The sequence below is a fragment of the Pilosibacter sp. YYHA0881 genome (genome assembly GCF_051602715.1).
In the GTDB taxonomy this organism is placed as follows: Bacteria; Bacillota; Clostridia; order Lachnospirales; family Lachnospiraceae; genus Alitiscatomonas; species Alitiscatomonas aceti.
On record NZ_CP175657.1, the window covers coordinates 841,358 to 858,684 of the forward strand.

16 protein-coding genes and 1 other RNA gene are annotated in these 17,327 nt (G+C 53.3%); 2 read left to right on the forward strand and 15 right to left on the reverse strand.

All coding sequences use genetic code 11. From position 1 onward, the window contains the following. Positions 1 to 529 precede the first annotated feature (529 nt). From ACI6NM_RS04050 to ACI6NM_RS04070, 5 genes are all read right to left on the reverse strand, one after another. A complete protein-coding gene (locus ACI6NM_RS04050; RefSeq protein ID WP_022272781.1) occupies positions 530 to 844 on the reverse strand; it encodes a DUF1540 domain-containing protein in 315 nt (104 codons plus the stop codon). Between the two features lie 61 nt (positions 845 to 905). Then, positions 906 to 1,379 carry a hypothetical protein gene (locus tag ACI6NM_RS04055; protein ID WP_022272780.1) on the reverse strand — a complete coding sequence of 158 codons (474 nt, stop codon included), beginning with the start codon at positions 1,377 to 1,379 and terminating at the stop codon, positions 906 to 908. Positions 1,380 to 1,396: 17 nt separating this feature from the next. Further along, positions 1,397 to 1,990, reverse strand: a complete 594-nt coding sequence (locus ACI6NM_RS04060; RefSeq protein ID WP_158357139.1) for a YcxB family protein — start codon at positions 1,988 to 1,990, stop codon at positions 1,397 to 1,399. 5 nt (positions 1,991 to 1,995) lie between these two features. Further along, positions 1,996 to 2,565 carry a hypothetical protein gene (locus ACI6NM_RS04065; RefSeq protein WP_158357141.1) on the reverse strand — a complete coding sequence of 190 codons (570 nt, stop codon included), beginning with the start codon at positions 2,563 to 2,565 and terminating at the stop codon, positions 1,996 to 1,998. A gap of 70 nt (positions 2,566 to 2,635) precedes the next feature. Beyond that, positions 2,636 to 4,003, reverse strand: coding sequence for an MATE family efflux transporter (locus tag ACI6NM_RS04070; protein ID WP_262427993.1), 1,368 nt, complete (start codon positions 4,001 to 4,003; stop codon positions 2,636 to 2,638). Between the two features lie 180 nt (positions 4,004 to 4,183). Between ACI6NM_RS04070 and ACI6NM_RS04075 the strand changes: the two genes are divergently transcribed. Then, positions 4,184 to 4,381: a hypothetical protein gene (locus ACI6NM_RS04075; protein ID WP_022272776.1), complete on the forward strand. Its 198-nt coding sequence runs from the start codon at positions 4,184 to 4,186 to the stop codon at positions 4,379 to 4,381. Positions 4,382 to 4,419: 38 nt separating this feature from the next. Here ACI6NM_RS04075 and ACI6NM_RS04080 read toward each other — a convergent pair whose 3' ends face one another. The 10 genes from ACI6NM_RS04080 to pheS all read right to left on the reverse strand — a co-directional run bounded on the left by ACI6NM_RS04080 (position 4,420) and on the right by pheS (position 16,318). Beyond that, positions 4,420 to 5,457: a hypothetical protein gene (locus ACI6NM_RS04080; RefSeq protein ID WP_262427994.1), complete on the reverse strand. Its 1,038-nt coding sequence runs from the start codon at positions 5,455 to 5,457 to the stop codon at positions 4,420 to 4,422. A gap of 77 nt (positions 5,458 to 5,534) precedes the next feature. Further along, positions 5,535 to 5,878, reverse strand: a transfer-messenger RNA (tmRNA) gene (ssrA, locus tag ACI6NM_RS04085). A gap of 52 nt (positions 5,879 to 5,930) precedes the next feature. Next, positions 5,931 to 6,368, reverse strand: coding sequence for a hypothetical protein (locus tag ACI6NM_RS04090; protein ID WP_262427995.1), 438 nt, complete (start codon positions 6,366 to 6,368; stop codon positions 5,931 to 5,933). After that, positions 6,365 to 7,894, reverse strand: coding sequence for a Y-family DNA polymerase (locus ACI6NM_RS04095; RefSeq protein ID WP_262427996.1), 1,530 nt, complete (start codon positions 7,892 to 7,894; stop codon positions 6,365 to 6,367). The genes ACI6NM_RS04090 and ACI6NM_RS04095 overlap by 4 nt, the downstream gene beginning before the upstream one ends. A gap of 22 nt (positions 7,895 to 7,916) precedes the next feature. Beyond that, positions 7,917 to 8,384 (reverse strand): SsrA-binding protein SmpB, encoded by a 468-nt coding sequence (gene smpB, locus ACI6NM_RS04100; RefSeq protein ID WP_022273764.1) that lies wholly within the window; start codon positions 8,382 to 8,384, stop codon positions 7,917 to 7,919. 83 nt (positions 8,385 to 8,467) lie between these two features. Then, complete coding sequence (gene rnr, locus ACI6NM_RS04105) at positions 8,468 to 10,630, reverse strand: ribonuclease R (RefSeq protein ID WP_262427997.1); 2,163 nt, start codon at positions 10,628 to 10,630, stop codon at positions 8,468 to 8,470. A 103-nt stretch (positions 10,631 to 10,733) separates the two neighbouring features. Then, on the reverse strand, positions 10,734 to 10,967 hold the full coding sequence (gene secG / locus ACI6NM_RS04110; RefSeq protein WP_022273761.1) for a preprotein translocase subunit SecG: 234 nt from the start codon (positions 10,965 to 10,967) through the stop codon (positions 10,734 to 10,736). Positions 10,968 to 11,028: 61 nt separating this feature from the next. After that, positions 11,029 to 12,312 carry a phosphopyruvate hydratase gene (eno, locus tag ACI6NM_RS04115; protein WP_262427998.1) on the reverse strand — a complete coding sequence of 428 codons (1,284 nt, stop codon included), beginning with the start codon at positions 12,310 to 12,312 and terminating at the stop codon, positions 11,029 to 11,031. A 59-nt stretch (positions 12,313 to 12,371) separates the two neighbouring features. Beyond that, complete coding sequence (gene pheT / locus ACI6NM_RS04120; RefSeq protein ID WP_262427999.1) at positions 12,372 to 14,792, reverse strand: phenylalanine--tRNA ligase subunit beta; 2,421 nt, start codon at positions 14,790 to 14,792, stop codon at positions 12,372 to 12,374. A 506-nt stretch (positions 14,793 to 15,298) separates the two neighbouring features. Beyond that, on the reverse strand, positions 15,299 to 16,318 hold the full coding sequence (gene pheS, locus ACI6NM_RS04125; protein WP_022273758.1) for a phenylalanine--tRNA ligase subunit alpha: 1,020 nt from the start codon (positions 16,316 to 16,318) through the stop codon (positions 15,299 to 15,301). Positions 16,319 to 16,856: 538 nt separating this feature from the next. Here pheS and ACI6NM_RS04130 point away from each other — a divergent pair. Next, complete coding sequence (locus ACI6NM_RS04130; protein WP_262428000.1) at positions 16,857 to 17,321, forward strand: methylglyoxal synthase; 465 nt, start codon at positions 16,857 to 16,859, stop codon at positions 17,319 to 17,321. Positions 17,322 to 17,327 lie beyond the last annotated feature (6 nt).

Sequence of the window (17,327 nt, forward strand, 5' to 3'; positions counted from 1 at the left end):
TATCATAAAGTTTTTGTATGTAAATGTCAGTATTTCATATTGATATAGCCATTTTTAAATGATATAATCAAAGTTATTAGAGGGAGAAAGGCCTAATGTTGTACATAATCTATTTTATGCCGCGTTTTCATCCTAAGCCCCAGCTTTTGATCCCTTCACGTCTGATCATTCTTTCGTGATGAAACAGTCAGCTTCCTGTAAGCGTCTTGGTCATACCCGTTTCTTTTGTGAATACCGGAGGCTTCTCTGTAAGGGTCTTTTCCCACTGTCTTCCAATACGTCCATATGCTCGTCTCTAATGTAAACATCAATGGAGTTGTCCGCCTCCTGGCCCGCAAAGCGAGCCAATGAAATAAAAAAACCAGACCTTCTCACTTGAAAAGTCTGGTTTCAAAAATAATGCAGCATCCTGTCAATAAAAAATCAATGGACCTTGTTTAAATACTTTTTCAAAAAAGGGACTCTGCCAAAGCGGCGCGGGGCTCTTGTCCCCGGCCGCCTGCAGAATCCCTGTCTCCATTTTTTCTGCCTACCGTTCTCTAAAGCTGCCGCACTCAGTCTGGCCCACAGCCCTGGCTCCGTCTCCCAGGATCGAGATCCTCTCTGCACGGCACTGATGATCGTCGTTATACAGGCAGTTCAGAACGTCGCAGTCCACCTGCAGCCTGGTTTCCGGCGTCTTAAACAGGTTTTTGAACAGGCCTCCGCGGTTTTCCTCAAAGCTTCCGCAGCAGGTATCACAGCTTTCCCTGGCATTGACTCCCTCCACCAGGATCCCCTGTTTACAGCAGCACTTTTCCGAGTTATGGACGCAGCTTGCCACGGTACATTCCAGTCTCGTCATCGCATATACCTCCTTTTCCGTATTCAAAGGTAGTATACGCAGATTTCCGGCGTCCATTCCTCTACCGGTCGTTTACCTCTTCGATCCGCACCTTCAGCCGTTTCAGCCGCTCCAGGAGCATGGCGCTGTCCTTCATGGTGGGATAAAGCTTCACGATCTCCTGGCCTTTGCTGTCTATCAGCGTGTAATACATCAGCGAACCATTTTTCTTTTTCTTATGAAGCACCGCTTTTTTGATTTCCGTAAACGGCAGCTCCTTTGCGGCACTGAAGGCCGGGCGGACACGGATCTTTTTCCCGTCCACCGTGGTCTTCCATCTGAGCCCCCAGTAAGCAAAGGTCCCTCCGATCAGGGCGTTGATCACATAAAAGATCTTCAGCATTATATGTCCGTCCGTGACCGGATTGGCGTAAAAGCTCCCCATTGTGAGGATGTCCACAATACCGATCAGCGGGATCGCCATTGTGTACCGGATCTTCAGCACCGGAAGGTCCTCCAGGCGCGGCATTGTATCCTTTTTTATCTTAATTCCCATGATTTTCTCCTATTTTCTTATCTGGCTTTCATAATGGTCTTCTGGCATTTTTTCTCCAGAAAGGCTTTGAACTGGCTGGGAGTTCCCCTGTAAAAGCCAGCCTTTTCCACCGGGATCACCGTAGAACGGGTCCAGAAGATCATATAATACTGCTCTGTCTCCTTGATCCACGATACGCCCTTGTACCGGTAGCTGGTGGTGATCCCAGGATTTTCCAGCTGAAATGAATCCTCGTAAAAGGATACCGTACACGGCTCTCCCGCCAGACCGGAGCTTTCCATGATCATCTCCGCCTGGTTCCTTTCATCGGCATCCGGAGCGATCCTCTGTTTTTCCCTCCTCCTGTTTCCGTTCAGCTGGCCAAGGACGAGGACAAACACGCCTGCCATAAGAGCTGACTGGACGATCCGCTGCGCCAGCTCTTCCGCCGGAAAGGTCATGTAAAAAACAAAAAACGCCAGAAGCCCGAAGATCACATCAGAAAGATCCACCCTGGAAAGAAAATTCTTTTTTCCAGGCTTTTCTGCCGGCGCTGATTGTTTCGAGGCCAGTACCTGGTTATAATACATATCTTCATCATGCGTCATCCGCACAGCAAATAACGGTTCCATATCCATCACCTCACGGAGACAAACTCAGTCTTTGTCCCGCTTTTCCTTTCTAAGAACTCCCTAAGCTCCTCTGCAGTCCCCTTTTCCACATCCTCTTCCATAAAATACCGGACCACATTGCCCTTTTCTACCAAGACCAGCATTCCTGTAAATTCCAGGATCCGGCCCAGGTTGGAATAGCAGACCCTGGACGCCTCGTTCTTTCCAATGACCTCATAGCAATCGTCAAAAAACCGATACTCCCAGTCATAATTCATATCTTTTTTTCCTGCCTCATATTGAAGATGGATGGTCTTCTTTGCGTCAAACCATGCCTTAAAGATGGAATACACACCTGCAGCAAAGATCAGAAACAGCACTACGGCAATGGCCGAAAACGTCCGTGCCACCATACCGTCAAAAACAAGGCCTATGGCCAGTCCCATGACCGAAGCCATCAAAAGCCCAGCCAGGATCCTGTTTCCTCCCGATTGGAAGCCCAGCTTCCTGACTCCCTTTTCCAGATGCAGAAGCTTTTTTTCCGTCACCTGGTGATGCACCAGAAACCTGGCGTCTTCTTCCCTGTTAAGTTCCATTTGAGATTTCCCCTCCCGGATATATTTTATTTTTCCGATCATTTTCTGATCAGATCCTCTGCGGATCCAGTCACGCGCTTTCTTTTTTCTTATTGAGCTCCTGCCACACAGTACGCAGCATGGTCCCATAGCAGGCCGCTCCGCCGATAAAGTTGGAGACCGGCTCTGCCAGAAATACCCCCATGGCCCCCAGGCCTCCCAGCCTTGGGAATAAAAGCGTCAGCGGCAAAACGATGATGACCTTCCGGAATATGGAAAAAAAGGTGGCCTGTTTGGCCTTTCCCAGGCCAATGAAGCAGGCCTGGCCCGAATACTGAAGAGACATCATAAAAAAGCCAAAAAAGTAGACCCGTACTGCCGGAATAGCCGCCTGTACCAGGGTTTCATCCCGGTTGAAGATGTGGATAAACGTCTCCGGGAAGATCGAGATCAGGATCCAGCAGAAGGTGGTAAAGGCAATGGTGGAAACTGATAAAAAACGGATGGCCTTTTTCACCCGGTCGTACTGTCCGGCTCCGAAGTTATAGCCCAGCACCGGCTGGGAGCCGCCCGTAAGGCCCTTCACCAGGTTTTCTGCGATCTCCCTCACGGAATGGATCACCGTCATAACTCCCACATACAGATCCCCGCCCCAGGTCTGGAGCGTTGCGTTGCAGGCCACCGCCACCACACTGTTGGTAAAGCCTGCGGCAAAGCTGGACATGCCCATGGAAACGATCTTCAGAACCCGGGCTTTTTTCAGCATCATGGTCTCCCGTTTCAGCCGCAGGATGCTCCTGTCGCTGAACAGGAACCTCAGCACCCACGCCGCCGATAAAAACTGGGAAATGATAGTGGCCAGGGCTGCTCCCCGGACATCCATGCGAAAACCGAAAATGAACACAGGGTCCAGGATGATGTTGGCCACAGCCCCCAGGAGCACTGTCTGCATCCCGATCCGCCCAAAACCCTGGGAATTGATAAAGGCGTTCATACCCAGCCCCATCATCACAAACACACTGCCCAGCAGGTAAATGGTCATGTAGGATTCCGCATAGGGATAGGTGGAATCACTGGCCCCGAAAAGATAAAGCAGCGGCCGCCGGAATACGATCCCCAGGATAGTCAGCAGGATCCCGCAGATCACCATGAGGGTAAACGCATTTCCCATGATGGCCTCCGCCTCCTTCTGGTTCCCCCGCCCCCGTTCAATGGAGCATAGGGGCGCTCCCCCCATACCGAACAGATTGGCAAACGCCATGACCGCAGTAATGACCGGAAGGCAGACGCCAAGACCGGTCAGCGACAGAGTGGCGTGCTCCGGGATATAGCCGATATAGATCCGGTCCACCACATTGTATAGGAGATTGATAAGCTGCGCAGCAGTCATGGGAATGGCCATTCCCATAATATTCCCCACCACGCTTCCCTTTGAAAAATCATTCTGCGCCGATGCCATAGTAAACCTCGATTCCGTCGTCCATCCGACTTATTTCCCCATTATAGCTCAAATTTCCGTATGAAGCAATCACAGTTTTTCCCCAGTTTGTGACGGCTTTGTCAATCCTCCCCCTTTCACTGGACAGAACCTAAACAAAATGATATACTCCATTTAAAATATCGGGGGAGGAACAGCGTTATGATCGATGAAAAAGACCAGCTCATCAGCAATCTAGAAAATGAGGTCCGCCGTCTTCGGGATGAAAACAAGAAGCTGGAAGAAACGGTCCAGTGGATGCATGATCTGATCTGGCAGATGGTCAGAGAAAGAGAAGAACAAAAGGATGGGGAGATCTCCAGCCAGACAGCCGAAAAGCTTGCGGCGATCCATGCATGATAAAAAGACCTTCGGGAGCAGCCCCGGAGGTCTCTTTTTTACGCCATAGGCTTTTCAAAAATGCGGTACACCCTATCCCCATCGGTCTCCATAAAAAACGGCATTCCTGGCTTTCCGTCCTCGTAGGTTTCCAGATAGGCCTCAAAAAGAGCCAGCGTCGTAGTAGAGACCGTCAGGTCCTGTGAAGAATCGGAAGGGATAAAATCCCTCCCCCAGTCAATGAACGTATAGACCGTATCGTCAGCCAGTGCCAGCGGAACAGATTCCCCCTCCGGGTTATAGATATAGAAGCCACCGGCCATATCTGCCTCTGTAAGCCCCAGTTCTCTGATCCTTTCCGTATCGCTCTCTTCCACGTATTCCACCTGATCGATCCAGACCGCTCCGTTTTCGATCTTCTGGATATAACCGCAGAGGGTCTCCATTTCCTCCTTGGCTTCGGTCTCCAAAGAAAGCCCGCCTCCATTTCCTGCGGCTGTTCCCCAGTAATTGATCCCATCTTCGCCGATCAGTACTCTTCCATTAAATACTTCTGTATCTTTATCATAGATGTGGTCTGTGATCCTGTATCTGGCTGTCCGGGCATCGCGGATCACCACATGGAGCCGGTCCTCCGGATCCGTCCACACATCCGCCTCCGGTTCTCCCAGCTGCACAGCCTCATCAAAAAATACGTAAGCACCATCCCCGGATACAGCTCTTATGAGGAAGCGGCATCTGTCGTCCAGGAGCAGCTCTCCATGGTCCACAAGATCGGACTGGGCGAATTTCTGCAGGCGCCACTCCGTATCCCCCAGGTAAAACGAAAGCTCTGCATACAAAGTCATGCCTTCCGGATCCCCTGCATCTGTTTTTTCTGTCCGGATCCCGGATCCATCTGTCATAACCGCACCCGTCACGCTCCCGTCAGTCTCCTTATTTTCATCCTTTGCATCAGAAGCTTCGGATCTGTTTTCTATGCCGGCCGCCGTCTGTTCTGTTCCTGTGGCCGCTGCGGCATCTGCCTCCTTCGCACTGCAGCCGCCCAGGACTGCCGCTGTCATACACACCGCAGCAAAAAATCTCTGTTTTTTCATTTTCCGCCTCCTTTTCCCTAAGCTTACTTTATGAAACAAAAAACGGATTTAAACCCATAAGGTTAAACCCGTCTTTTTCGTGGACCTGAGGGGAATCGAACCCCTGTCCGAAAACCAATCCCCTGTTCTTCTACTATCATAGTCTGTTCTTTGACATTCCCTCCCGTACCCGGAAACAGACATCCTGGTACGTTCAGTAGCTTCATCCTACGCCCGCGTGCTCAAAGCTTTGCACGTGTCGTTTCCTGCAATTAATGATGCCGGTTACCCGGAGTGCAGGTCCGCCGGGGCCGACAGCCGCCTAAATTAGGCTGCGTATGCTAATTCGTCGTTAGCGTTTATATTTAGGTTTGCCATTTAACGCATCGCATGCGGATAGCTTCACCAGCTTCATAGCCCCCGTCGAAACCAGTACAAGCCCTTACTGGCGCTCTTATGGAGCATGATCATCATACCATCTTACAGGAAAAAAGTCAAGTCCGGGACAGCTCCAGCTCCACCACATCCTCCGCCGGGATCCTCGTTCCATCCTCCATAACGATCTCCCCCCGCAGCCAGTCCAGGTCTGTGACAGCTCCGCACTGTTTCATATAAGCTCCCCCGCTCTTTTTCTGGTCCGGAAGAAAATATGTGATCCGGACTCCGGGAACGTGCCCACGTCTTCCGTCTGCCTTCCGGCTCTCCTCCAGGAGTCCCGCCAGGGAGGACAGCTGGCGGTCCAGTGCCTCCCGCTCCGTTTCGTCCAGGATCTTCTTCTGGGATGTCAGCCGCGCTGTTTCCTCCACTGCATCCCCATAGCCAGTCAGGGCCGCAAATGGAGAAAACTGGGCCGCCCGGTCGTGAATGGACATCTGGGGATGATGGTCTGACACATGATGGGGAAGAGAAATAATGTCCTCATATTTTTTCATTCTGCCCTGTGACCTCCGATCTGCCGGTTCCGGTCCATGCCCGTGGCCCCCTCCTGTAAATTCATGCCTTTAACGATGGCGTTCTTTCCGAATTTCTGCCGGATCGTCAGCATGGCCTCCTGCATCCGTCTCTCCCGTTCCCGCTTTTCTGTTTCTTCCCGGGATGTCTCTTCCTCCAGGCCGAAATCGTCAAACAGGCTCAGCTGGCAATATGCCTCCTCCTTCCCGGCCTCCCTCTCATCTTTTACATGGCTGGCGGACAGATACATCCGGCGGGTCAGAAGGGACGGGTCCATGATCCGGTCAAACAGGCTCGTAAATGCCTCCACGATCTGGTCCGAGGAGGACGTGGGGCGGCGCAGATGCTCCGTTCCATGGGCGGCTTTGGGGATCTGGCGGCCATACCGGTCCATGGTGATCTCCCCGCGGTATGCCTTCCGCCGTCCGGGATCTGTCAGATTTTCCCGGTCATAGCCCACGGTCAACACCACCTGGTCTGTGACCAGACGTTTTTCCACCAGCTCCAGGGCCAGAGCGTCAGCCATCTCCCGGACCACGTTACGCGTCTTCTGGAAATCGTAGGCAGACTGGAGCACCTGACCGGCTCCCACGCTCTTTTCCTCCGGGCGGTAGGCCTTGATGTCCGCAATGGTACATGGCTCCCATCCCCAGGCATGGTCGATGAGGAGCTCCGCGTTGATGCCGAACATCCGGTATAGCAGGTCCTCACAGTAAAACTCCCCAGGCTTTCCCAGAGAGCATCTGGCGATGTCTCCCATGGTGAACAGTCCGGCCGCCTCCAGCTTTTTCGCATATCCACGGCCCACCCGCCAGAAATCAGTCAGCGGCCTGTGGTCCCACAAAAGCCGGCGGTAGCTCATTTCGTCCAGCTCTGCGATCCGCACCCCATCCTGGTCCGGCGGCACCCGCTTTGCCACAATGTCCATGGCCGCCTTACAGAGATACAGATTTTCTGCGATCCCGGCCGTGGCCGTGATCCCTGTTTCCTTAAGGACCTCCCGGATTATCTTCATAGCCAGCTCATGAGGCGTCATCTTATATATAGGAAGATACTGGGTCACATCCATGAATACCTCGTCAATGGAGTATACGTGGATATCCTCTGGAGCCACATACCGCAGATAAATGTCATAGATCTTTGTGCTCTTTTCTATATACAGGGCCATCCTGGGCGGGGCCGTAAGAAAGGACACCGCCAGAGACGGATCCTTTTTAAGCTCCTCTGCGTCATAGGACTCCCCCGAAAGCCTGCCTCCCGGCGCGTTCCTCTTTCTGGCGGCGTTGACCTCCCTCACCTTCTGGTTCACCTCAAAGAGCCTGGGCCGCCCCGGGATCCCGAAGGACTTTAAGGCCGGAGACACTGCCAGGCAGATGGTCTTTTCTGTACGGGTCCCGTCTGCCACCGTGAGGCACGTCCGGAGAGGATCCAGCCCCCGCTCCATACATTCCACTGAGGCATAAAAGGACTTGAGATCAATGGCAATATAGGTATGGCGGCCATCCATGGACTTCCCTCCTTCCGGTCTGTTAGTACAGGTTCTTTACCTTAAAATCCTTTTCCAGCTCCCGTCTCTGGTCCTTTTTTGCAATATCCGCACGCTTATCGTACAGCTTCTTACCCCGGGCCAGGCCGATCTCCACCTTCACCAGGCTTCCCTTAAAATAGACCTGGAGAGGCACCAGGGTATAGCCCTTTTCCTGGATCTTTCCCTTTAATTTATTGATCTCATACCGGTGCATCAGAAGCTTTCTCTCCCGAAGGGGATCCTTATTAAAAATATTTCCCTTTTCATAAGGACTGATGTGCATGCCATAGATCATCACTTCGTCGTTGACGATCCGCACAAAGGACTCCTTGACGCTGCATTTGCCCATGCGGAGGGACTTCACCTCTGTTCCTGCCAGGGAAATGCCGCATTCAAATTTATCGTCGATGAAATAGTCGAAATACGCCTTTTTATTGTTGGCGATCAGCTTGATACTATTCTTCCCCATAGATGTTTTCCTCGTTTCTGTCTGATTTTTTCGCCCGGACGGAAGCCCCTGGCTCCGGAGTCTGCATTTTCGCTCCCAAAGCCCTAAAACTCCCGCACCGGAAGGAAGTCGATGGTCTTTAAATACCGGTCCACAGCCACCACCTGGACGCGGATGGGCTGTCCCAGCTTAAACCGTTTTCTGGTGCGCTCTCCCACCAGCTCATAATGCGCTTCATCGAACACATAATAATCGCCGTCCAGTTCGCTTACATGGACCATGCCCTCCACCGTATCAGGAAGCTCCACATAAAATCCATAATTGCTGATCCCGGAGATGACCCCGTCAAAAACCTCCCCGATGCGCCGCTCCATGTACTGGACCTTTTTCGCCTTCTCCGTTTCCCGTTCTGCCTCCTCGGCCAGACGTTCTCTGGAGGAGGTCCAGACTGCGGCCTCCGGCAGCAGCTTTCCATAGTGGGACAGCCGTTTTTCTCCCAGTCTGCCATGAAGGTTCTCCTTGATGATCCGGTGGATCTGCAGATCCGGATACCTGCGGATGGGGGACGTAAAATGTGTATAGTACCGGGCTGCCAGACCGAAATGGCCCACGCAGTCCGTGGTATATTTTGCCTGCTTCATGGACCGCAGGGCAAGCCTGGAGAGCATGGCCTCCTCTGGCGTTCCCGCTGCCCGGGAGAGCAGCTTCTGGATCTCCTTGGGATGGACCTCCCCGTTTCCGATATGAAGGGAGTAACCGAAGTTGTTGATCAGGATCGCAAACCGGCGGATCTTTTCCTCATCGGGCTTTTCGTGGGTCCTGTACAGGAACGGGATCTGCTGCCAGTAGTAATCCTCTGCCACCGTCTCGTTGGCCGCCAGCATAAAATCCTCAATGAGCATGGTAGCCGCGTTCCGCTCCCTGGGTACCAGGGCCTCCGGCCGTCCCTTTTCATCCAGTAGGATCTTGCATTCCGCAAAGTCAAAGTCCACAGCTCCCCGTTCCATACGCTTTTTACGCAGGATCCCGGCCGCCTCATCCAGCAGACGGAACATGGAGCCAAAGCCCTCTGTTTCAAGGCTCTCATCTGTATTCCCGCCTGTGAGCACAGCATTCACCGCCGTATACGTCATCCGCCGGTCGATCCGCACCACCGTCTCACAGATCTCATGGCCGGTGATATTCCCTTTTTCGTCCATATCCATCAGACAGCTTAAGGCCAGCCGGTCACAGCCGGCGTTTAAGGAGCAGATGCCGTTGGAAAGCCGGTGAGGCAGCATGGGGATCACCCGGTCCACCAGATATACGCTGGTGCCCCGCCGGTATGCCTCCGCATCCAGAGCGCTTTTTTCCGTCACATAATGGGCCACATCCGCAATATGCACTCCCAGATGGTAGATCGTCCGGCCATCCTCACATTCCTTTGAAATGCTGACCGCATCGTCCAGATCCTTGGCGTCCTCTCCATCGATGGTGACCATAGGCACAGACCGGAGATCCTTCCGGCCCTTTTTAATCTCCTCTTCCACGGTTTCCGCCGAAAGCTCCTCCGGGACACGGGCTGCTTCCTCCATGACCTCCTCCGGATAGGACTCCGGCAGGCCATAGGCGCGGACAATGGACAGAATATCCACGCCGGGATCGTTTACATGGCCCAGGATCTCCACCACCTGCCCCTCCGGATTTTTTCTCTTCCCCCCGTAGGAGGTGAGCTTTACCATGACCTTATGGCCGGAGACCGCACCCATGTCCATTCCTTCCGGAACGAAGATATCCATGGTGATCCTGGGATTATCCGGGATCACAAAGCCAAAATGATTCTTTTTGCTCTTTTCATACATGCCGACCACCGTTTCGTTGGCCCGCTTCAATACCTTTATGACGGTCCCCTCTGCCCGGCGGCCGTTTCCTGCTTCCTCCACTGTCACCTGGACCGTATCTCCGTCCATGGCATCTCCGGTGTTGTCCGGGGCGATGAACAGATCGGACTCCCGTCCCTCCACGGATACAAAGCCAAAGCCCTTATAATGGGCGGTGAAAACGCCTGTCTCTGCAAAGATCTCTGCCCGGGCGTATTTTCCTTTTTTAGAAACAGCGATCTTCCCCTCGGCCATGAGAGCCTTCAGCACCGCCTCCAGCTCTCCCCGGTCCTCCTTTGGAACACCCAGAAGGATCGCCAGCTCCTTCAGCTTCATAGGGACGTAGGCCTTGTCGTTCATTAAGGCCATGAGCGTTTCTTTTCTTTCTTTTAAAAGATTTTCTTCCATGAATCTCCTTTTTCATCCTTATATTCAAAAGGAATCCTGCTTTACAGGTTTCCTATAAGCCAAAAAACACTCCTGCATTTCATCTGCAAGAGTGTTCATCGTCTTAAAATACCTTTAAGTTTAATACAAGAGCCAGGACAAAGATCAGGACCGCCGCGAGCTTTGTAAATTTTTCCAGCTTTCCTTCCATGGAACGGCCTTTATTTTTGCCCCAGTATGTCTCCGCTGCACCGCTGATGGCGCCAAGTCCTGCGGACTTTCCTTCCTGCATCAGTACGATCACAGTCATTGCAATGCATAATAAAACAAATACGATTGTCAGAATGATTCTCAGCACACTTACACCTCCTGTTTACAAGCATGTCTATCATATCATAGGATGCCCTAAAAAACAACCGTTATTTCTGGAAATTTCCCTCCAGTTCCCCTTCGATCCTCAGAAGCTGGTTGTATTTCGCCGTCCGTTCAGAGCGGCAGGGCGCGCCGGTCTTGATCTGTCCCGCGTTGACAGCCACCGCCAGATCCGCGATGAAGCTGTCCTCTGTTTCCCCGGACCTGTGGGAGATCACAGTCCCGAAGCCGGCCTTTTTTGCCGTCTCAATGGCCGCCAGGCTCTCGCTTAAGGTCCCGATCTGGTTTACCTTTACCAGGATGGCGTTTCCGGCTCCGGACCGGATCCCCTTTAAGAGCCGCGCTTCATTGGTGACAAACAGATCGTCTCCCACAAGCTGGATCCGGTGCCCCAGGGTCCTGGTAAGGAGCTGCCATCCCTCCCAATCCTCTTCGTGGAGGCCGTCTTCGATGGAGCATATGGGAAAGCCGTCGGACAGGCTCCGGAAATATTCCACCATCTCCTCCGCGGACCTGGAAACCGGGATCCCGGTCATGGAGCTTTCCCCGGGAAAATCATAGCGTCCCGTTTCTTCATTATAAAGCTCGCTGGCTGCCGCATCGATGGCGATCTTCACGTCTGTCCCCGGTTCATATCCGGCTTCCCGGACCGCCCGCACCAGAAAATCCAGAGCCTCTCTGGAATCCTTAAGATCCGGGGCGAAGCCTCCCTCGTCTCCCACTGCCGTAGAGTACCCGCCTTCCTTTAAGAGACGCTTTAAAGTATGGTACACTTCTGTCCCCATCCGGAGCCCTTCAGAAAATCCGAACGCTCCCGTGGGCATGATCATAAACTCCTGCAGGTCCACGGTGTTGTCCGCATGTCTCCCCCCGTTTAAAATATTCATCATGGGGACTGGAAGGGTCCGTCCGCTGATTCCTCCCAGATACCGGTACAGCGGGAACTTTAAGGCGCTGGCCGCCGCCCTGGCCGACGCAAGGGATACAGCCAGAATGGCGTTGGCGCCCAGGCGCTCCTTGTTTTCACTGCCGTCGGCCTCCTTAAGGAGCCGGTCGATGCGGCTCTGGTCCAGGACATTTTCAAAAAGCACCGCTTCCGCCAGCCCGTGGTTCACATGTTCCACAGCCCTTTTCACGCCCTTCCCCAGATACCTGTCTCCGCCGTCCCGGAGCTCCCTGGCCTCATGGCTTCCAGTGGACGCGCCGGAGGGCACGGACGCCCTTCCCACAGCCCCGCATTCCAGCTCCACCTCTGCCTCCACGGTGGGATTTCCCCGGGAATCCAGGATCTCCCTTCCTCTTACCTTTACGATCTCATAATCCATATCCATAAAAAAATGGCCTCCTTACAGCGTTTGGTTACTGTAAGGATAGCCATTTTTATCCTGTCTTATGCGCGGAGCTCGATGCCCATGGACTTTAATCCGTTTAAGATCTTATTCATGGCGCCATTGATCTCCCTTTCCTCCAGGGTGTGGTCCTTGGCCCGGAAGGTGATGGAATAAGCGACGGACTTATAGCCCTCCAGGATCTGGGAGCCCTCGTAAATATCAAACAGGTTGTAGCTCTCCAGGATCTTTCCGCCTCTCTGAACGATCATCTCCTCGATCTGGCCCACCAGGATGTTCTTGGGAACCACCATGCTCAGATCACGGCTCACTGCCGGATACTTGGCAATGCCGGTGTACTTGCGGTCAAAGGAGGTATGGGGCGTTACAGCAGGCATATCTAAAACTGCCACGTATGCCTTTTCTCCGATCTTATAATTATCCAGCACATCCGGATGTACCTCTCCCAGGTATCCGACCATGTCGCCCTCATAAAGGATGGCGGCCTGTCTGCCGGGATGGAGGAAGGCCTTCCCTGCTTCCGGATCGTAGGATACGCGTCCATGCATTCCGGCCTTATCAAAGAACTCTTCCACCACGCCCTTCATGGTGAAGAAATCGCCGTCTCCGTACATGCCCAGGGTAAACTGCATCCGCTCGTCGGGAAGCTCTGTCAAGGGCAGGCTCTTGGGAAGATATACGTTGGCCAGCTCGTACAGACGGACGTTTTTATTTCTCCGGTTGTAGTTGGTGGATAAGGAGTTTAACATACCGTGGAGAGGAAGGGTCCTCATGACACTGAAGTCCTCGCCCAGGGGGTTGGAAATCACTACGGTCTGTCTTGCGGCATCCTCTGCCGGAATGTTTAATTTATCGAATACCTTCGGGCTCTCGAAGGAGTAGGTCATGCCCTCGGAGAAGCCGCAGAACTCAGCCACATTTCTGGCGATCTGCTCCACACGCAGCTTGTAGGAAAGCTTTCCTGTGGTGGCCTCGCCGGTGGGGAGGGTGGTTCCGATCTTATCGTAGCCATAGAATCTGGCCACCTCCTCTGCCAGATCTGCCATGCAGTGAATATCCTGTCTCCAGGTGGGAGCCACGATCTCACCGGTCTCTTTATCGTACCGCAGTTCGATCTTTTCCATATACTGGAGCATGGTCTCCGGAGCAATGTCAGTGCCTAAAAGAGCGTTGATCTTTTCAGGCTGGAATTTCACCCTGGATTCCTCTGCCTTTACCGGATAAACGTCGATCATGCCGCCCACTACCTCTCCGGCTCCCAGCTCCTCGATCAGCTGGCAGGCGCGGTTTACGGCCTCCTCGGCGGTGTTGGGATCCAGTCCTTTTTCATACTTTCCGGAGGCGTCAGTCCTTAAGCCCACCTTTTTTGCGGAAAGGCGGATATTGGTGCCGTCAAAGGTGGCGCACTCGAATACCATGGTCTTCACGTCATCGGTGATCTTGGAATTTTCGCCTCCCATGATACCGGCGATCCCCACTTCCTTCTCTGCATCGTTGATCATGAGCACCGTATGGTCCAGCTTTCTCTCCTGGCCGTCCAGGGTCTGGAACACGTCGCCGTCCTTGGCGCATTTCACAACGATCTCATGACCGGCCAGCAGGTCATAGTCGAAGGCGTGCATGGGCTGTCCGTACTCTTCCATAATGTAGTTTGTGATGTCCACGATGTTGTTGATGGGGCGGATGCCGGAGGCTGCCAGGCGGTGCTGGAGCCACTTGGGAGACGGAGCCAGATGGATGTTCTTCACCATTCTGGCGCAGTAGCGTTTGCAGAGGTCTGTATTTTCTACCGTTACCTTTAAGTAATCGTTGATATCCTCGCTGTTTCCGGTCTTTGTGATCACCGGAGCCTTGAATTCCTTTCCAAATGTAGCTGCCGCCTCTCTGGCAATGCCCAGGACGCTGTAACAGTCCACACGGTTGGAGGTGATCTCGTACTCGAACACGGTGTCGCGGAGGCCTAACAGGGCAACTGCGTCCTCTCCGGGAACCGCGTCTGCCGGAAGAATGTAGAGGCCGCTTTCCGGTGCGTCCGGATACATGTTCCGGTCAGAGCCCAGCTCCTCGATGGAGCACATCATGCCGTAGGAATCCACGCCGCGCAGCTTTCCGGCCTTGATGGTGATGCCGTCCTCGGGAAGCGGGCCGCCGTCGTGGCCGCCGGCGACTTTTCCTCCGTCTAAGACCACCGGGACCTTGTCGCCCACATGGACGTTGGGAGCGCCGGTGACGATCTGGAGGGTCTCATCTCCCACGTTCACCTGGCAGATCACCAGCTTGTCTGCGTCGGGATGGCGGTCGATGGAAAGGATCTCGCCTACTACGATCTTTTCAAGATTTTTGTCAAGACGCTCGAAGCCTTCTACCTTTGTTCCGGTCAGGGTCATGGCGTCGGTGTATTCCTGGGCGGTCACGTCCAGGTCTGGAACATATGCTTTTATCCAGGATAAGGATGTATTCATAGTCTGTTTTCTCCTATCTGTGGTTGTGTAATCGATGATTTATGGTGCCCGTGAGGGGTATGTGAGGATGCTTCCGGGATCGGGAAGGGGGCTTCCCGCAAGGTCGCCGTGCTTACTCGGATCGCGGTGCGATCCGAGTTTGGGGCGGGCGCCCCATGGTTCCGGAATCACCCTCCCGGCCGCTGGAATGCAGGCATTCCGCTTCCGGGATCGGGAAAAGTGGACTCCCGCCAGGTCGCCGTGCTTACTCGGATCGCGGTGCGATCCTCGTTTGGGGCGGGCGCCCCATGGTTCCGGAATCACCCTCCCGGCCGCTGGAATGCAAGCATTCCGCTTCCGGGATCGGGAAAAGTGGACTCCCGCCAGGTCGCCGTGCTTACTCGGATCGCGGTGCGATCCGAGTTTGGGGCGGGCGCCCCATGGTTCCGGAATCACTCTCCCGGCCGCTGGAATGCAAGCATTCCGCTTCCGGGATCGGGATTCTGGAACCGCACGGCTTGTCGGAATCAAAATTGTTTCAGGAATCTTATGTCGTTTTCGTAGAGGAGGCGCATGTCGTCGATCTCGTATTTTAACAGGGCGATGCGCTCTAAGCCTACGCCGAAGGCGAAGCCTGTGTATTCCTCCGGATCGATGCCGCACATTTCCAGGACATGGGGGTGTACCATACCGCAGCCCAGGATCTCGATCCAGCCGGAGCCCTTACAGAACCGGCAGCCCTTGCCGCCGCATTTAAAGCAGCTTACGTCCACCTCGGCGCTGGGCTCTGTGAACGGGAAATGATGGGGACGGAATTTTACCTTGGTATCTTCTCCGAACAGCTCTCTGGCAAACTCTGCCAGAGTTCCCTTAAGGTCTGCAAAGGTAATGTGCTTGTCGATCACCAGTCCCTCGATCTGATGGAAGGAGGGGGAATGGGTGGCATCCACTTCATCGGAGCGGAATACACGTCCCGGAGCGATCATACGGATCGGCGGCTTCTGTTTTTCCATGACCCTGGCCTGTACCGGAGAGGTCTGGCTTCTTAAAAGGATACTGTCATTAATATAGAAGGTATCCTGCTCATCCCTGGCCGGATGCCCTTTGGGGATGTTCAGTTTTTCAAAATTATACAGATCGTATTCTACCTCCGGTCCTTCTACCACCTCGTAGCCCATGCCCACGAAGATCCGCTCCACTTCCTCCAGGGCAATGGTGTTGGGATGCTTGTGGCCTGTATTGGCCTTCTTTGCCGGAAGGGTCACATCGATCACTTCCCGCTTCATCTGTTCCTCTCTGGCTTTTCTTGCCAGTGCGGTCTTCGTTTCCTCCAGCCGCTCCTCGATGAGGGCGCGTACCTCGTTGACCATCTGGCCCACCTTGGGTCTTTCCTCCGGGGCCACATCCTTCATGCTCTTTAACACGGTGGTCAGCTCACCCTTTTTTCCCAGATATGCCACCCGGATCTCATTTAACTTTTCCAGAGCATCTGAAGCATCGATCTTTGCCAGCGCTTCTGATTTGATCTTCTCTAACTGTTCTTTCATATGTTCCTCCATTCCAGTTTTTCAATACTTTTAGGAAATTTTCAAAAGACTGTCTTCTGCACGGTGCAGCGCGATTCAGCACGAAGTGCTTTTTTACTTGATAGAAATCTCTTATCAAATAAAAAACCCCCGATACGTTTCCTTTAAACGTATCAGGGACGAAAATTCCGCGGTACCACCCTAATTCCTGCCTCTGGCAGACACTTTCCTCTTCACCTAACGCGTGAACCACGTCACAGCCTACTTGCAGATCATATCCGTTTCAGCCATGCAGCTCCGGTGGGAAATTAGGCCTTCCTGTCTGAACCTGGGATGCTTCCAGCCGATGACATCCCCTCTCTGTCGGAAAACAGGCGCCCTGTACACCTTCCATGCCTTTTAAAAATTTAACTGCTGTTTTATATATTAGCCGCATCTTCCGGAAAAGTCAACCCCTTCCCCGCTGTTTCCTTCTGTAAAATGAAACCGTTCGTGCCTTAACAATTCATTGACACCTTCTGTTTTTTATGGCATTATTAACCAAAAGGAGGAATCAATTATGGATTATCTGACACTTACCATTGGAAAGCAGAAAAAAATCGCCCTTATTGCCCATGACAGCAAAAAACGCGAGCTCATTGGCTGGTGCGATGCCCACAAGGAGATCTTAAAGCACCACTTTCTCTGCGGCACCGGCACCACCGCCAGGATGGTCACCGATGCCACCGGGCTTCCGGTCAAGGGCTATAACAGCGGCCCCCTGGGCGGCGACCAGCAGATCGGCGCAAAGATCGTGGAAGGCGGGGTGGACTTTGTGGTCTTTTTCTCCGACCCGCTGACGGCCCAGCCCCATGACCCGGATGTCAAGGCCCTTCTCCGGATCGCCCAGGTCTATGATATCCCCATTGCCAACAATAAGGCCACCGCAGATTTCCTTATCACATCTCCGTTCATGAATTCTGAGTATGAACATACGGTCATCAATTTCCAGCAAAATATCAGGGACCGGGCCGGACGGCTGTAAAGCCGT